Origin of the sequence: Algoriphagus alkaliphilus (genome assembly GCF_900103735.1) — a bacterium.
Lineage (GTDB): Bacteria > Bacteroidota > Bacteroidia > Cytophagales > Cyclobacteriaceae > Algoriphagus > Algoriphagus alkaliphilus.
Map to the genome: position 1 here is coordinate 230,920 of NZ_FMXE01000004.1, position 14,962 is coordinate 245,881.

The following is a 14,962-nucleotide window of genomic DNA, read 5'->3' on the forward strand; positions in this document are numbered from 1 at the left end:
GCGATTTTTCTGTTCTATTTTCGCTTTTGATGATATTTCAACCCTATTTTCAATTGATTTTTTTTGGAAAAATTGATCTTTTCTAAAAACTTTTTGAAATTCCAGATATATCCCACAACTCACTCACTATGAAAAAATTAACCTTCCTTCCGATGGCCGCACTTCTCGGCCTCTTATTCTTTCAGGGAACCACCAAACCAGAGGACAAGGCTACCTCTTCTCACCTTGCTTTTTCCCCGGACATGCCGGCCAATATCAAGGCGATTGTCGACCAAAAATGCTACGGCTGCCACAATGCTGAGTCTAAAAATGAAAAAGGCAAAGCCAAACTGGATTGGGATGCCTTCGAAGCTTCTAAAAAGGCAAAGCAAATGGCGACAAAAGGCAAAATAGCCGAAGCCTTGGAAGCAGGCGAAATGCCCCCCGCTAAATTCCTGGAAAATAAACCGGAGGGAAAACTTACCGAAGCGGAATTGGCAACCCTGCTGGAATGGAGCGCGGGCAAAAAGAAATCAAATTGATGAAGGGCTGGCAATACCTTTTGTCAGGGATTGTTTTGATTGCTTTAGTCATTCAATTAGTCCCAGGCGAACTGCCTTCCACGGAAATCAACAATCCTGGAGATCTGATCGAAAGTGGAATCGTAAGTATCGAAGTAGCAGGATTGTTGAGAACCTCCTGCTACGATTGCCATAGCAACGAGACCAAATTTCCCTGGTATTCTTATGTAGCTCCCTTTTCGTGGCTGGTTGCAAAAGACGTGAAGGATGCCCGAAAGGAACTCAATTTCTCTGTATGGCAAGATTACGACATGGTGGAAAAGCTGAAAAAGCTGGACGATATTTCCATAGAAGTGAGGGAAGGCGAAATGCCTATGCCCATTTACACGGCCATTCACACATCAGCCAAACTCTCCGATGCCCAGCGCCAACTGATTGTGCAGTGGGCTGAGGATGCAATGGATATTGTGGTGGAAGAAGATGAGGAATCAGGACCTGAAGAAGGGTAAATCAAACCTTCGGGGCTTGTTTTCCACCCCCATTAAATTCTGAATTCAGCGACTTTTTCACTCATCCATCATCCGGTTCTATCCAAGGAAATTCTGGAAAGAAAATCCTGTAAAAAGCCGTTGAATACTTCGGGCTGCTCAAGATTTGATACATGCCCTGCTTTTTCGATAACCTGCAATTCGGCACCCTTAATGGCTTCCTGCATGGATTCTGACTGAGCAAGGGGAGTCACTTCATCTTCTCTGCCGCAGATAATAAGTGTAGGGACAGAAATATCAGCCAGCGTTGAGCAGGTTTCTGAGCGGCCGGACAGCACTCTCAATCCCTCTGCGATAATATGCTGTGAATTGGCAGAAACGACCGCTTTTAATTCTTCTAACAATTCCTTCTTTTCCTTCAAAGAATCCGGGTGAAAAACCTTCTTCACAAAGCCTTCATTAAATTCTCCGGGCCCTTCTGCCTCCACTTTGGTGATTGCCTCTAGGCGTTTGGCAGTGACTTCATTGGAATCATTGATGCATTGGGTGTCGCACAGAATCAATGCTTCAAATCGATTGGCAAATCGTCCATGCGCATTGAGCGCAATATATCCTCCCATAGATAGCCCACAGACTATTGCTTTTTCAAAACCTAAAGCATCCATAAAATGGATCAGATCATTACCAAAAAGATCAATGCTTAATGCAGACTCTTCATCAGTGGATTTCCCAAAACCTCTGATGTCAACTGCAATTACACGTTGCGATGAGGAAAAATACTCAAGCTGCACTTTCCACATCGACTTATCGAAGGGAAAGCCATGCAAAAAAATGATCGGAACGCTTCCTTCCCCCAGGTCATCATAGGAAATATTGATGGTATTGACTGGCACAATCAAGTTGTATCCTTTGCTTGCAGTGTTCATGACTAATTGGTTTTGATTATCAAGTACATGATTTTCAAATTGCAGTAATCAAGCCAGCAAAGCATTTGGCAAATATTGAATTGACTTATTCATTTTGAAAAAAAAAAACGAAAGCTCCTTTTCACCGGGCAAATACTTGGAAAAAGCAAAATCCAAAATGAGGGACGCTGCTGCCCAATCTTAAAAAATCGTTTCCATTACCCTGAAATACAGTTTTACAAGGATTTAGAAAACTTACTTTCCGGATGATACATTGTGAACTGATGAATTGATTATTTGATTATCCGCAATCCTGCCAGTAAGAAAGATTAGGCTATATAAAGTTGCGGATAATCGTCCACAGACGACTGTCAACAGTCCACAGCTCGTTTTTTGGAACTTCAAACCTTATTTTATTTTGCTTCTGGCAAGAAAGCGGACATACATAATTGATTATTAGGCTAGAAATTAATGTTCTCGATTTTTTGTCTAAATCCTTTTGAATAAAAAATACCGGTGAAAAGATCATTACCGAAAATGGGGTACAAACTGCCACTTTGAAGTGAAATTTAGATTAAGAATTGGAGCAGCTAATCTATAAACCGGGCAATCTCTCCTATTTTAGCTTTTCGCTAATAATTTAACCCAGCTAATCACATGATAAAAAAATCACTAATAGTCCTCTGTCTTTTAATCTGGTTTAGCCCTGTCTGGGCACAAAAAAAAACCAAACACCCAAAAAACATCATCCTGATGATCGGTGACGGCATGGGCGTCTCCCAGATTTACGCCGGAATGGTTGGCAACTTCGGCAGTCTTCATCTCGAACAGTTTCCAGTCATCGGTTTTCACAAAAATCAAGCTTCAAACGCCTTTGTAACTGACTCTGCAGCCGGTGCCACGGCTTTTTCCTGCGGTGTAAAAACGTATAACGGTGCAATCGGAGTTGACGCCAACGGTGAAGCCGTTCCGACGATCCTCGAAATTGCAGAACAAAATGGACTTGCTACAGGCTTGGTAGCCACCTGTTCGATCACGCATGCAACCCCGGCAAGCTTTATCTCCCACCAAGCTTCCCGCTCTCTGGATGAAAATATCGCCTTGGATTTCCTCAATACCGATATCGAAGTGTTTATCGGAGGAGGCAGGAAGTTTTTCGCAAATCGAAGCGATGGTTTAAATCTGGTTGATTCCCTGAAAAACAGAAGCTATCAAATCGCCAATACAATCGAAGAGGTGCAGCAGATCAAATCAGGAAAATTGGCAGCTTTCCTTGCCGAAGAGCAGCAGACCAAATTTTCCGAAGGACGGGGAGACGAATTGGTAAAATCAACCGAAGTGGCGCTGAATCTCCTGAAAACGAATAAAAAAGGGATGTTTCTAATGATCGAAGGCTCTCAAATCGACTGGGGCGGACATGCCAACAACACCAAATACATTGTGGACGAAATGATCGACTTTGACAATGCCATCGGTAAGGTTTTGGAGTTTGCGAAAAAAGACGGCAACACGCTGGTCATCATCACCGCAGATCATGAGACGGGGGGATTCTCCATCAACAAGGGAGATACCAAAACTGGCATGGTTGAGGGAAAATTCACCACGGGCAGTCATACCGGGGTGATGATTCCTGTTTTTGCCTATGGTCCGGGTTCTGAGAAATTTGCGGGATTTTATGAAAACAATGAGATTTTCCATAAGATGATGAATGCATTCCGGTTCAAGTAATCGCTTTGATGCTATTTCTCGAGGGAAAAATTATCAAATCACTCACAAGGAGAATCCAGCTCCCAGGTAAAGTTTAAAAAGTAAAAAAGCCTCGTTTTTCGAAAACGAGGCTTTTGAGTTTACATTCCAAGGTGAAGCTCCAAGTCCAGTTGATTTTCTACCTTGACCAGTCCTCCAAATTTGCTGGGTGGACTTAACTTGAGCATGTCAAAATTGAGAATCAAGTTGGCACTGAGGCCTTCCTTATTTTTTTCAAGAATGATATCCGGGAACTCCAGCTTTTGCCCCACCAAGTCTAGGACCATGGTACAATAAACCTTGCCTGATTTCTGTCGAAAATTGGAGACAGTTACCAAAGCATTTGGATATTCCTTTTCCTTCAGGGTAGCCCGAAAGTCATTGTTGAGGAGGAAATTTCCACAGGAGAAGCTTTTTACGGGAATAATAAACTCCAATTTTCTGAGATCCCCTGTGGAATTTAATTTCAGCGTATCCTTCATACCCATCCGAGAGAAATCACAGTTGAACTTACCTAAGGTGGTGTATCCGCTTACCTGTATTCTTTGGTCGGTGATGATCAGTTCGCTTCTGTCCTGTGCCAAAGCTGAGAAGAAGAGAAAGATCATTAGGATGAGGACTTGCATAATTTTGTTGATTTAGAAACCTATGACTCCTTCAATCATCAATCCGTTGAATTTACCGCCATTTCGGATATCATTTGCAGCAAATCCGCTGTAATTCTGAGTCACATATTCGAGCTTGGCCAAAATGTTTTTAGAGATAAACCAACCTCCACCTAGCTGTGTGCGGTCAATGGAGACATCGAGGCCACTACCCGCTAATTTACCGTCTACTTTATTGTATCGTCCGGCCAGGTAGAATTTCTCATTGGATCCAAAACGGTAGACCAGATCTGCACCCACTTGATTCCAAGTACGATCCACTGTCTCATTGGCAGCTTTTCCTTTGGATTGCTCAAAGTTCCCGAAGAATTCCAAGCCCTTGAATTTGATAAATGGATTGAGCACGGTCGCAGTGATGTTATCAGTTTGACCTGGGTTGATTCGGCCAGAAGTGAAGTTACCATTGGTGGTGGCCAGCGTATTTTCCATCACAAGGTAGTATCTAGACCCAGCACGGTCACCTCCGTACAGCGTATTTCTTGCAGAGCCTGAAGTCGTGTAAACTGAGCCAGTCAATCTTACTCTCAAATCGTCAGAAAGTTGCTTGTCATATCCCACTTTACCGATCCAGGATAATTCACGGTCATCAGGTCTGGTAATTCCACCTTGGATTTCGCCGCCGGTTACTCCCGCCACCAGAATGATTCCATTCTTTTGGAAAGTCAAATCACCGCCGACCTCTGTAGTGAATGCATCCATGATGTAGTTCCCTACAAAGGGATTGTACATCGCGTTACCGTTATCAGTTCTTCGGTAGTGCGCATCGCCATAGTTGATCTCCATGTGCCCTACCCGTAGGGTGAGGTACTTAGAAAACCACTCTGGATTGCCCAGAAAAGGGAGTTTATCAAATTGCAGGTAACCGCCCTTAACCCATGTATCCTGATGGTGTCTGGAAGAAAGGTATGTGATCAGATTCAATCGAACACCATCCATTACTTCTACATCAATGTTAAGATTAGCTGTAGCCAAGTTGCTTCCTGAGCCGATCTCCACCAGCTTGTTGAGGTTTACGCCACTGGAATTAAGTACTGGTGAGGAAGAGTTTTTGTGACTCAGGTTTTGGAGTTGTTGTGTAAAGTGGCCACCCACTCTGACCTTAATCCCCTCGAAAGCCACGGTATCGGCTTTGCCTGTCTCAAAGACATTGATGCCTCTTTGGTCATAAGGTCTCCAATATTGAACGTCACGCTGTAATCCCTGTGCCAAACCTGTGGCAGAGATTCCCGCAGCAAGAATTGCGGATAATAGATAATTTTTCATAATTTTTGGGGTTAGAGGATTGGTTGGAATGTAGACTTGAAAGAAATTTTTATGTCATCGTGGGTTTTGACTGTACCCAAAAGGGCAGTGGGGGGAGTCACCGAGAAGGTGGTCAGTTTTGTATCAAAGCTTCCCTCAAAAGTCAGTTTGCTTCCTGATGTAGTCAGCTTTACCGGAAAACTTACTGCCCTGGTTACTCCGGCAATCGTGAGGTCGCCTTTGGCAAGGTAGGATGTACCGCTACTTGAAAATTCTTTGAGATCAAATCTGATTTCTTTGTTTTTACTGGTGTTGAGTGCCTTGTAAGCATTGGTATCGAGTCCTTTAGTACCGCTCTTTAATGTTTCTGCGACAAAATTGACCGTCAGAGCTCTTACAGTTTTAAGTTTGCCGTCTGCCATCACAAAGGACCCTTCACCCACTCCTGTTTGGGAGGTCATAGACCAATCGTGCAGAGATGATCCACCATCCACCTTGAACATGGGAGTGCCAGACATCACATATTTAGTCTGTGCAACACTGTCAACCGAAACCAGTAAAAGCAGGAAGGCCAGCAGGTAAAATGGGGAAAGTTTCGTTAGTTTCATCATCATTTGGAGTAATTTGATGAGACAAAAGTCCACAATATACCCCGTATAAAAGATGACCAAAATCAGCAAAAGCTATGATTTACTACGGCTCAAAAAAAAATATGATTTAAAATTTTATACCGAATAATTTATTTTTATATATAAAAACAACCTTTTATTCTAAATTAAAAACATTAAAGAAATTTTATTCTTTATTTCACCAAACCCACAAAACTTTAATTTAACTACATAAGAGGATTTAACGAGGCTAAAAAAACTTAATACCTAATTTCTTTTTTCAAAAATCAAAAAATGTTGGATTTTCATGAATTGGCCATTTTTAACCAGTTTAAAACCATTGGCTTCCAACTCTTTTTCTACTTGCTTGACCGTCATTTTGTGAAGCGGTTTGATTGCCACTGCTGGATCTTCCCCTCGGTATTCGATCAAAAGAATTTTCCCGTCCGGTTTTAATGATTTCCGAATTGCAGCCAACATTTCAACAGGATATTCAAGTTCATGGTAAACATCTACCATAATCACCAAGTCCAGTCCATTCTCAGGCAGATTGGGAGAAGTTTCGGAACCTTTTACGGGAGTAACATTTTCGAAACCCAGTTCCTTGCTCCGGTTTTCGAGGTATTGAATAGCTTCATCCTGTATTTCCACGGCATAGACTTTTCCATCCGGGACTTTTTGTGCAATTCTAAATGTGTAATAGCCAGAACCAGCACCCAAATCGGCCACTACGCTTTCGGCTGTTACAGGAAGATTCGCGATTGCCAGAGACACGCTTTCCTCCTGTTCACGGCTTTGACGCTCTAACCAGCCTCTACCTTCGAAGCCCATTACGAATGATATTTCCCTTCCCATATATACCTTGCCTATGCCATCGTAACTGGCCTTTTTGGAAGAATAGGGAGAATCAGTAGAATTCTGCTTGCTTTGACCTTGGCAGGAAAAGCTAAGCAAAAAACTCACAATCATTAGACTATAAATTGGGTATTGCTTCATGGTTGTATTTTTTGATTTAACCAATTTACTTGTGCGGTGTTTAAAAAAAGCCTCCCATCAAAAAAACCTGATAAATCTTTAGCTTTAAAAACCAAATCCGGAATAGGCTGACCCATCAAGCCCTAAATCAAATTTACCATGAAATTGAGCCTGCCTGAGGCAGACAGGCATGACGAAAACGTCACACACTGGGATGATTATTATCCATGCGAAGATTCCCTGTCCGACTACAGGCGGGCATGTGGCCAAAAAAAAACAATTATAAACTCATGAAATGCCCATGATCCCGTAGGTACGGGATCACACAGGGGAATGATTATAAAGGGCATTCCATGTGACAGCTAAAAAACAAATTATAAACACATGAAATGCCCATGATCCCGTAGGTACGGGATCACACAGGGGAATGATTATAAAGGGCATTCCATGTGACAGCTAAAAAACAAATTATAAACACATGAAATTCATTCTGTTTGCAGCCTGTTTTCTTGTAATTCGGATTTCCTTCGCCCAAGCGCAGAAGGAAAGTGCGGAGGAAAAATACAGAACAGAGATCTCTAAAATTTCAGGAAATAGCGCGATTAAAGCTGCTTTTGCAGAAATTGATCGGTTGAATCCCCAGACAATTGGAGAATTAATCACGCTCACTGAAATCCCTGCTCCACCTTTCATGGAAAGTGTGAGAGGAATTAAGTACAAGCAAATGTTGGAGGATGTCGGCGGTGTGAAAGTCTGGATTGACAGCATTGGAAATGTCCTGGCATTAAGAAAAGGAAAAGTGGGAAATCGACTTGTGGCAATCGACGGACATTTGGACACGGTTTTTCCGGAAGGAACAGATGTCACAGTCAAGCAGAGGGGGGACACGCTTTTCGCTCCAGGCATCGGAGACAATACAAGAGGTCTGATGGTTCTCCTCACGGTATTAAGAGCCAAGGAAAAATCCCAAATCCAAACCAATGACGATATTCTGTTTGTGGCTACCATGGGTGAGGAAGGAAACGGAGACCTAAGAGGGGTAAAGTATTTATTTGAAAATAACGAGGTAAAGATAGATTCCTGGATATCCATTGACTCCGACGGAACGGGTGGAATCTCAAAACAAGGAACTGGATCTATCCGATATAAAGTAACCGTCCTAGGACCGGGTGGACATTCATGGGGTGATTTTGGTTTGGTAAATCCCCATCATGCTCTTGGGAAAATGATCAATTACTTTTCTGATAATGCTGCTCAATTTTCTGTTGTTGCCAAGACAAAAACCAGTTTCAATGTTGGCAAAATCGGAGGAGGAACTTCGGTCAATTCAATTCCATTCGAATCCTGGATGGAGGTAAACATGCGTTCGGAAGACGATGAAAGCCTCAAGAAAATGGACTCAATTTTCAATGCTTCAATGCAAAAGGGACTGGAAGAATACAACAGCAACCGAAAGACTAGCCCAGCACTAACCGTGAAAATCGATCAAATCGGATTTAGGCCTTCAGGAGTAACTTCTACCGAAACTTCCCTCGTTCAACGTTCGACGGCATCAATTCAATCTTTCGGTATTAAGCCTACCTTATTTATTATGTCGGGCAATGCAAATTGGCCAATTTCAAAAGGCATTCCCGCAGTGACTTTGGGTTGGGGCGGGAAGAGCGACAAAGCTCACTCACTCGATGAATGGTGGCTGGATGACAAGGGAACGGATGCCATCAAACTTGCTTTATTGACCTTGATTTCCGAAGCAGGGTTCATCAAATAAGCCAGTTCAGAGATCTGGAAAAGCTGGGCATTCGACCGACAGATTGAGGTGCAGTTCATGCTTTTATCCTGATGATTTAGAACCTCCATTCCACACTCCAATTCGTTCCAAAATTACCGAGTTAGATGAGTTGATTTTAGATTTATAAAGCAACCAATTTCACCTTTTATTTGCTTCGCTTCGTTGGAAAAGCCTGGTTCCAAAAAACACAAAATAAATCAAATTATCATCCACAGGGAAAGCCTTCCAAAGCTTTCGCCCCTTGCCTTTTTGGAGTGATTTCGATTTGATTTTTTTAAACTAAAAAGGAGATACTTTGAGAAAAGTCCAAATTCATCACCAGCAAAAAATTGAAGTCTGGGTGGGATGATATCCCTGCTTCCTACCCGATTTTGGGTTGATATTTAAGGTTCTTCTTTCGCAAAGCACCTATTACTAGTTTCAGCACAAACTACATGAACCCCACAAAGTCAATGTCAAAAATTGAGGTACGATTATTGATAATTTAATTGCGGTTAAAGATCATTTTTTAAGTTTTGTTTAACGTTGAATCGAGATTCTGTTTATACTTTTGGAAATTCACTTTTCACCCAAAAACCGCTTAAGTCAAGTCCTGAATTTTCCTTTTTCTTCAAATTAATCAAACTTATAATCAACTGATTTTAAATATTTTGATTTGCATCTCTTCACTGATTAGATGCAGATTTTTTGAAGTTTCAAAAAGCAGAATATTATTTTGTTCTGTAAAATTTACCCGAATTACTGCACTTGCAGTCTCTTTCCTAAGGAAAACCATTCTCTTCAAATACCAGCTAATAAAGTTGTATTTTTAGATGAGTCTAAATTTTAATTTCCGATCCAAATCTCCTCCAAAAACATCCTATACACAGGTTACATTCTTCCTGCGGATAAATGAGAATGTCCTCAAAAATGAATAATTTCAGAATTCTTGATCCTCGCAACTTAAGCTGGTTGATTTCATTAATTATGACTAGTTTCAAAAATAATCACCGGAATCTATGCTTGATTTTTTTCGCTCCTTCGCCCTTTCATTTCCAGAAACATTGGAAGCGCCACACTTCGATAAGACCTCCTTTCGGGTCCGCAAAAAGATCTTCGCAACTTTCGATTTCAAGACTCAATTGGCCTGTCTGAAACTCTCCGAAAAAGACCAGGATCTCTTTTCACTTTTCGATTCCAAACTGGTTTTCCCGGTTCCGAATAAGTGGGGGAAAAAGGGTTGGACCCTAGCCAAAATCGGAGAGATGGAGGAGGAAATAATCAGGGATTTAATCACAGCCGCCTTCACCCAAACTGCTCCCGAAAACCTAAAACCCAATTCCAAACCCCACCCTTTTCAACAATGAAAATTAAATTCTCCTCTGCCTTCAAATCCCCCACCGAAGACCGGCAATGGTTCGAAAATTGGGTAGACCAACTCGAAGAAATCAATGCCCGAACTTATGAAAAAATCGAGGTAGAAACCGGTTTGGGAAAGACGATGATCTACGGATTACAGACTTCTGATAAGGCCCTAGAACCTTTGGTGATTTTTCCCGGGGCACGAACAACAGCTTTGATTTGGGACTTTGATCGAAATCTGGATCATCTCCTCGACCGCTTTCGAATTTACCTGGTTGAAACCAACGGCCTTCCAAATCTCAGCGATGGCGATACACCGGACATCAAATCCTTGGATTACGGACATTGGGCAGCGGAAATAATGGATAAGTTGGATCTCAAGTCCAGCTACGTGGCGGGAGCCTCTTTTGGAGGATCAATTTGCATGAAACTCAGCATCACCAATCCTGAAAAAATCAAAGTTGCCATTCTCTATAATCCTGGATGTTTGCAGCCATTTTCACTTTCACTAAAGAATCTCTATTACAACCTTCTGCCAATTTTCAGTCCAAAGCGGAAAAATGTGGAGCAATTTCTTGAAAAGGCCATTTTTCACAAACCGAATCACTTTCTTTCACCGAAAGCCTGGGACCTACTTGTGGGTTACGAGGTTTTTGCCCTGACTCGGTACCGGGACAAAACCCAAAAGCCTTATTTTATGAACGAGGAACTAAGACATGCGAAATCAGCCATTTATTTGATTTTAGGAGATCATGATTTGCTTTTTCCGGTAGAAAAGTCCATTTCCAATGCTAAAGCGTTGATTTCAAATCTAAAAGACATTCAGGTATATCAAGCTGGCCATGGCCTGGAAACACTCCCTTTGAGCATGCTTTATTTAAAGGAAAAAATCGGCGAGCTGGAAAAGTGGGAATAAAAGATCAAATTATTACTCACCCTTAGATTTGAATTGACGGAGTTTCTCTCTAAGTGAAATTCTATTATACTGAATTTAACAAAGAATTCTTTATTTGTTCTTTTTCGTACAATTTTGTTCGGCTAATTGAGTGAACTTATATTTAAAATGTCTGTTTTTAAGTGCATTTATAGATTTTCATTGGCATAGTAACTGTGGATTTGTCATCGCATAAATCCACACAATTATGAGTTACATCGCTATACCCATCCCTCGTGAGAAGGGAAAACAAGACATCCAGATTGAGGTCACAGTCAACAATCAAAAGCAGTCCCTTCACTATAAAGTCGAGCTATTCTATTGGGATGATTGCAAAAACCCCCAAGGTCACCGCGCAGATTGCATCGCTGAGCTATTAGCCAAGCATGACCCAAAATGGATGGTCTATTACATAGGATCTCCAACTGATGAATTTGTCCCGATAACTTTCGTCGAGCGAAGTGAAAAAAACACTATTCGATCAAGCCATTAAATCAGGTTTATTCAATTCCTTCAAGAAATCCTGCTTTCAATTTCATTTCCCGATCAAAAATCAAGGCATAGTTCGTCCGTCCTCTGACAGGCCAGTTATTTAGCCAGCTTCGACCATCGTGGAGTCCCCAGAAAGTCACCCGGCTGATCTTATCCGAATGCTTGCGGAACAACTGAAAAAGTGAGACGTATCGAGCTGCCAATTCCTGTGCTACAGCCTGAGGGAGACTATCGGCATACGGATTCCACTCCGGAGACTCGGCAAAGTTGATATTCAGATCAGCGCCTTCACTGTCGCTGGGTCGTGGCAAAACATCCACATCAAGTTCCGTGAACATCACCTGAAATCCGGCATCATGAATCTCAACAATTGCTTGTTCGATTTGGTCCAACGACGGTGAATTCAAGCGATAGTGCCCTTGCATCCCAATCCCGTCAATCCGAATCCCTTCGGCACGGAGCTCTTTTGCCAAGGCTAGAATCGCTTTTCGCTTTTCGGGTTTCCAAACATTGTAATCGTTGTAATACAACTCCACATCCGGATCGATTTCATTTGCCTTACGAAAAGCAGCCTTGATGAATTCCGTCCCGGTAATGTTATACCAGTGCGTCTTACGCCAGCTTCCATCGTCTTCAAAAGCTTCATTCACCACATCCCAACCGTCAATTTTTCCCTTATACCTACCCACTACGGTCGCAATATGATCTTCCATCCGCCGGATCAAATCCATTTGATTAAGAAACTGTCCTTCTCCGTTTTGAAAAACCCATGCAGGAGTCTGCTGATGCCAAACTAAGGTGTGCCCAATGGTGAATGCACCCATTTTCTCTCCCATTGCAACATAGGCATCCCCAAATTCAAAATTGTATTCGCCTTCTTTGGGATGTACCGGGCCCCATTTTAACCCATTTTCTGATGTAATGGAGCTAAAATGAAGTTCTAAAAGCGAATCTGCCCCCACTTCCCTTCCTGTGACTTGAGCCAGATTTACCGCTGCTCCTATAAAAAAATCCTCCTGAAATCGATTTTTCAAACTTTCTAATTCGGGCTTTTGACAAGCCAGCAGAAGTGGTAAAAGCAGGATAAGGACAGTCAATTTTCGCATACTCTAACTTAGTCGCTTTCGAGATTAAATAGAAGAAAGCGGATTGATTAATTCCGAAATCGATTGGATTTAGAAGGATTTCGGATGATTTATAATTTTTAAGGACCCCAAAACCAACTCACCATCTCACCACACCTGAAAGTTCCTCTTTGGAAAAATCCAATTCTGTGGAACCCATCACATACGGCCCGATTTCATAGGGAATATAGATCACCCAAAACTTCCCTTCCTTGAAGCCTATCGCATTAGCCAGGAAAAACCCGGTCTCAGGCAGAAAAAACCGCCCATCCTCCGATAAGCTCAGCCCTTCTTCCACTTCATGGTATGCTCTAAACTTCTGTTCTGAAAGCTTCAACAGGCTATTTTCATCCAAAACCAACTGATCGAGACTTAAGGCCTCGCCGGACTTTGGGTCAATGTTTAAAAAAGATACAGCACTGTTGGGATGAGCACCACCCAGGTAGCTGAACTGAGAAAAATAAATACTTAAGGTCTTGTCAGACTGGTAAGAAACCTTTGCCTCGACTTCGATTTCCCATCCTCCAAAGGAGTCCGGAAATTCACTTTTAAACTCATCAAACGATCTGAAGTACGCCACTATCATGGTGTCCAAAAGCGCTGCATCTTCGCCCGTTTGTACGAATAAGCTCATCTGATCCCGGATATATTGATTGATCTTGCCAGCCGCTGCCGGCCCTGAGGCAACCGGCCAAGAGAGTCTGAGTTTGGCGCAATTTTCTCCAACGCAGGATTCCCTTACGACTGTTTCAGTCCTAAATGAAAGTGTCGGATCGACGACGCTTTCTTCGACTCCGGATTTTTGGGCGCAGGAAATCGTCACTACCAGTATCGCAAAGGAAAGAATCTTCATTGGTTTTATTTTTTTGAAAGGAAAATCTGAATCAAGGACTTTGCCAAGGTTCCTGGATTCAGAGCTCCAGACCGGACTTTTGGTTTTTCCGCTTCTAGAATCTTAAGAATTACAGGATCTCGATTAAATGCCTGCCCCAACAGAAACTGAACTTGATAATCCAACCAATTAATCCGCTGTGTGGCTCTGTTGGTCTCCCAAAACCCATTTTCTGTCATTGCATCCTTGTATTGGGAAATTAATTCCCAGGCCTTTTCCAGCCCTAATCCTGTGGTTGAGGATGCAAGTAGAACTTTGGGATTCCAGTTTTTTTCAGCATTGGGAAGCAAGTGTAAGGCGTTTTGATAGTTGACTTTTGCTTTTTTTGCAGGTTCGATATTCTCTCCATCCGCTTTATGAATGAGCAGGGCATCTGCCATTTCCATGATGCCTTTTTTGATCCCTTGAAGCTCATCTCCTGCCCCCGCCAACATGAGAAGCAGAAAAAAATCCACCATATTTTTCACCGCAGTTTCGCTTTGCCCCACTCCTACCGTCTCCACCAGGATCACATCAAAGCCGGCAGCCTCACAGAGCAACATCGCTTCGCGGGTCTTACCGCTGACCCCGCCCAATGTAGTGCCGGATGGGCTGGGTCTGATGAAGGCGCGCTTGTCAGCTGCCAGATTTTCCATCCGCGTTTTGTCACCCAAAATACTTCCCTTGGTCAGCTGACTACTCGGGTCAATGGCAAGTACAGCCACTTTTTTGCCCAGATCCAGAAGCATCTTTCCAAACGCTTCAATAAAGGTGCTTTTCCCGACTCCGGGCACACCCGTAATCCCGATTCGGATGGACTTACCCGAATGTGTAATTAAGGATTGGACAAGCTGGGAGGCCAATTCCTGGTCAGAATCAAGCGTGCTTTCCACCAAGGTGATCGCCTGACTCAGAATCGCCCGGTTACCCGAAATAATTCCCTTCTGAAAATCTATTAATTCAAGTCGCTTTTTCATCTGTTTATAATTTGTTTTTCAGTGGTCAGATGCCCGCCTGTAGTCGGACAGGGAATCTTCGCATGAATTATAATCATCCCAGTGTGTGACGTACTGGTCATGCCTGTCTGCCCCAGGCCATAGCCGTCAGGTTAAGGTTGTAAGTATTTCATTTAAGGCTAGTTTTCCTTTCGAGGTATAAAATTTTAGGAGCAAATTCTTTGAGTTGATCGAGTAAGGTTATCAACTCTTTATGGCTTTTCAAAGCATTGATTAGATGATCCGATATGTTTTGGATCAGCCTGAAGTATTTCCAAACACTGCAT

Annotated in this window: 15 protein-coding genes; 7 read left to right on the forward strand and 8 right to left on the reverse strand. The window is 42.5% G+C overall.

Translation table 11 applies throughout. The features are described from left to right. Positions 1-128: 128 nt before the first annotated feature. Both BLQ81_RS03605 and BLQ81_RS03610 read left to right on the forward strand, forming a co-directional pair. On the forward strand, positions 129-521 hold the full coding sequence (locus BLQ81_RS03605) for a heme-binding domain-containing protein (protein ID WP_092728579.1): 393 nt from the start codon (positions 129-131) through the stop codon (positions 519-521). Further along, positions 491-1,009, forward strand: a complete 519-nt coding sequence (locus BLQ81_RS03610; protein ID WP_245693158.1) for a heme-binding domain-containing protein — start codon at positions 491-493, stop codon at positions 1,007-1,009. The genes BLQ81_RS03605 and BLQ81_RS03610 overlap by 31 nt, the downstream gene beginning before the upstream one ends. A gap of 68 nt (positions 1,010-1,077) precedes the next feature. Here the strand turns inward: BLQ81_RS03610 and BLQ81_RS03615 are convergent, their stop codons facing one another. Continuing rightward, positions 1,078-1,914: an alpha/beta fold hydrolase gene (locus BLQ81_RS03615; protein ID WP_092728580.1), complete on the reverse strand. Its 837-nt coding sequence runs from the start codon at positions 1,912-1,914 to the stop codon at positions 1,078-1,080. A gap of 636 nt (positions 1,915-2,550) precedes the next feature. On the opposite strand from BLQ81_RS03615, the gene BLQ81_RS03620 reads away from it, so the two are divergent. Next, the gene (locus BLQ81_RS03620; RefSeq protein ID WP_217636641.1) at positions 2,551-3,621 is read left to right on the forward strand and encodes an alkaline phosphatase; all 1,071 of its coding nucleotides are present in this window, start codon (positions 2,551-2,553) and stop codon (positions 3,619-3,621) included. A 119-nt stretch (positions 3,622-3,740) separates the two neighbouring features. Here BLQ81_RS03620 and BLQ81_RS03625 read toward each other — a convergent pair whose 3' ends face one another. The 4 genes from BLQ81_RS03625 to BLQ81_RS03640 form a co-directional block, all read right to left on the reverse strand. Then, entirely contained in the window at positions 3,741-4,265 is a 525-nt protein-coding gene (locus BLQ81_RS03625; protein ID WP_092728581.1) for a hypothetical protein, read from the reverse strand. A gap of 12 nt (positions 4,266-4,277) precedes the next feature. Further along, entirely contained in the window at positions 4,278-5,567 is a 1,290-nt protein-coding gene (locus BLQ81_RS03630; RefSeq protein WP_092728582.1) for a hypothetical protein, read from the reverse strand. 11 nt (positions 5,568-5,578) lie between these two features. Continuing rightward, positions 5,579-6,154 carry a YceI family protein gene (locus BLQ81_RS03635; RefSeq protein ID WP_245693159.1) on the reverse strand — a complete coding sequence of 192 codons (576 nt, stop codon included), beginning with the start codon at positions 6,152-6,154 and terminating at the stop codon, positions 5,579-5,581. 267 nt (positions 6,155-6,421) lie between these two features. Continuing rightward, positions 6,422-7,150 (reverse strand): class I SAM-dependent methyltransferase, encoded by a 729-nt coding sequence (locus BLQ81_RS03640; protein ID WP_092728583.1) that lies wholly within the window; start codon positions 7,148-7,150, stop codon positions 6,422-6,424. A 457-nt stretch (positions 7,151-7,607) separates the two neighbouring features. Here BLQ81_RS03640 and BLQ81_RS03645 point away from each other — a divergent pair, with 457 nt between their 5' ends. The 4 genes from BLQ81_RS03645 (at position 7,608) to BLQ81_RS03660 (ending at position 11,686) form a co-directional block, all read left to right on the forward strand. Beyond that, a complete protein-coding gene (locus BLQ81_RS03645) occupies positions 7,608-8,897 on the forward strand; it encodes a M20/M25/M40 family metallo-hydrolase (RefSeq protein WP_092728584.1) in 1,290 nt (429 codons plus the stop codon). A gap of 1,019 nt (positions 8,898-9,916) precedes the next feature. Beyond that, positions 9,917-10,264: an MmcQ/YjbR family DNA-binding protein gene (locus BLQ81_RS03650; protein WP_092728585.1), complete on the forward strand. Its 348-nt coding sequence runs from the start codon at positions 9,917-9,919 to the stop codon at positions 10,262-10,264. Next, on the forward strand, positions 10,261-11,175 hold the full coding sequence (locus tag BLQ81_RS03655) for an alpha/beta hydrolase (protein ID WP_092728586.1): 915 nt from the start codon (positions 10,261-10,263) through the stop codon (positions 11,173-11,175). The genes BLQ81_RS03650 and BLQ81_RS03655 overlap by 4 nt, the downstream gene beginning before the upstream one ends. A 226-nt stretch (positions 11,176-11,401) precedes the next feature. Next, positions 11,402-11,686, forward strand: a complete 285-nt coding sequence (locus BLQ81_RS03660) for a hypothetical protein (protein ID WP_092728587.1) — start codon at positions 11,402-11,404, stop codon at positions 11,684-11,686. 7 nt (positions 11,687-11,693) lie between these two features. On the opposite strand, the gene BLQ81_RS03665 is transcribed toward BLQ81_RS03660, so the two are convergent. The 3 genes from BLQ81_RS03665 to meaB form a co-directional block, all read right to left on the reverse strand. Next, positions 11,694-12,791, reverse strand: a complete 1,098-nt coding sequence (locus BLQ81_RS03665) for an endo-1,4-beta-xylanase (protein ID WP_092728588.1) — start codon at positions 12,789-12,791, stop codon at positions 11,694-11,696. A 118-nt stretch (positions 12,792-12,909) separates the two neighbouring features. After that, complete coding sequence (locus BLQ81_RS03670) at positions 12,910-13,662, reverse strand: PdaC/SigV domain-containing protein (protein WP_092728589.1); 753 nt, start codon at positions 13,660-13,662, stop codon at positions 12,910-12,912. Positions 13,663-13,667: 5 nt separating this feature from the next. Next, positions 13,668-14,657 (reverse strand): methylmalonyl Co-A mutase-associated GTPase MeaB, encoded by a 990-nt coding sequence (gene meaB, locus BLQ81_RS03675; protein ID WP_092728590.1) that lies wholly within the window; start codon positions 14,655-14,657, stop codon positions 13,668-13,670. Positions 14,658-14,962: the final 305 nt, after the last annotated feature.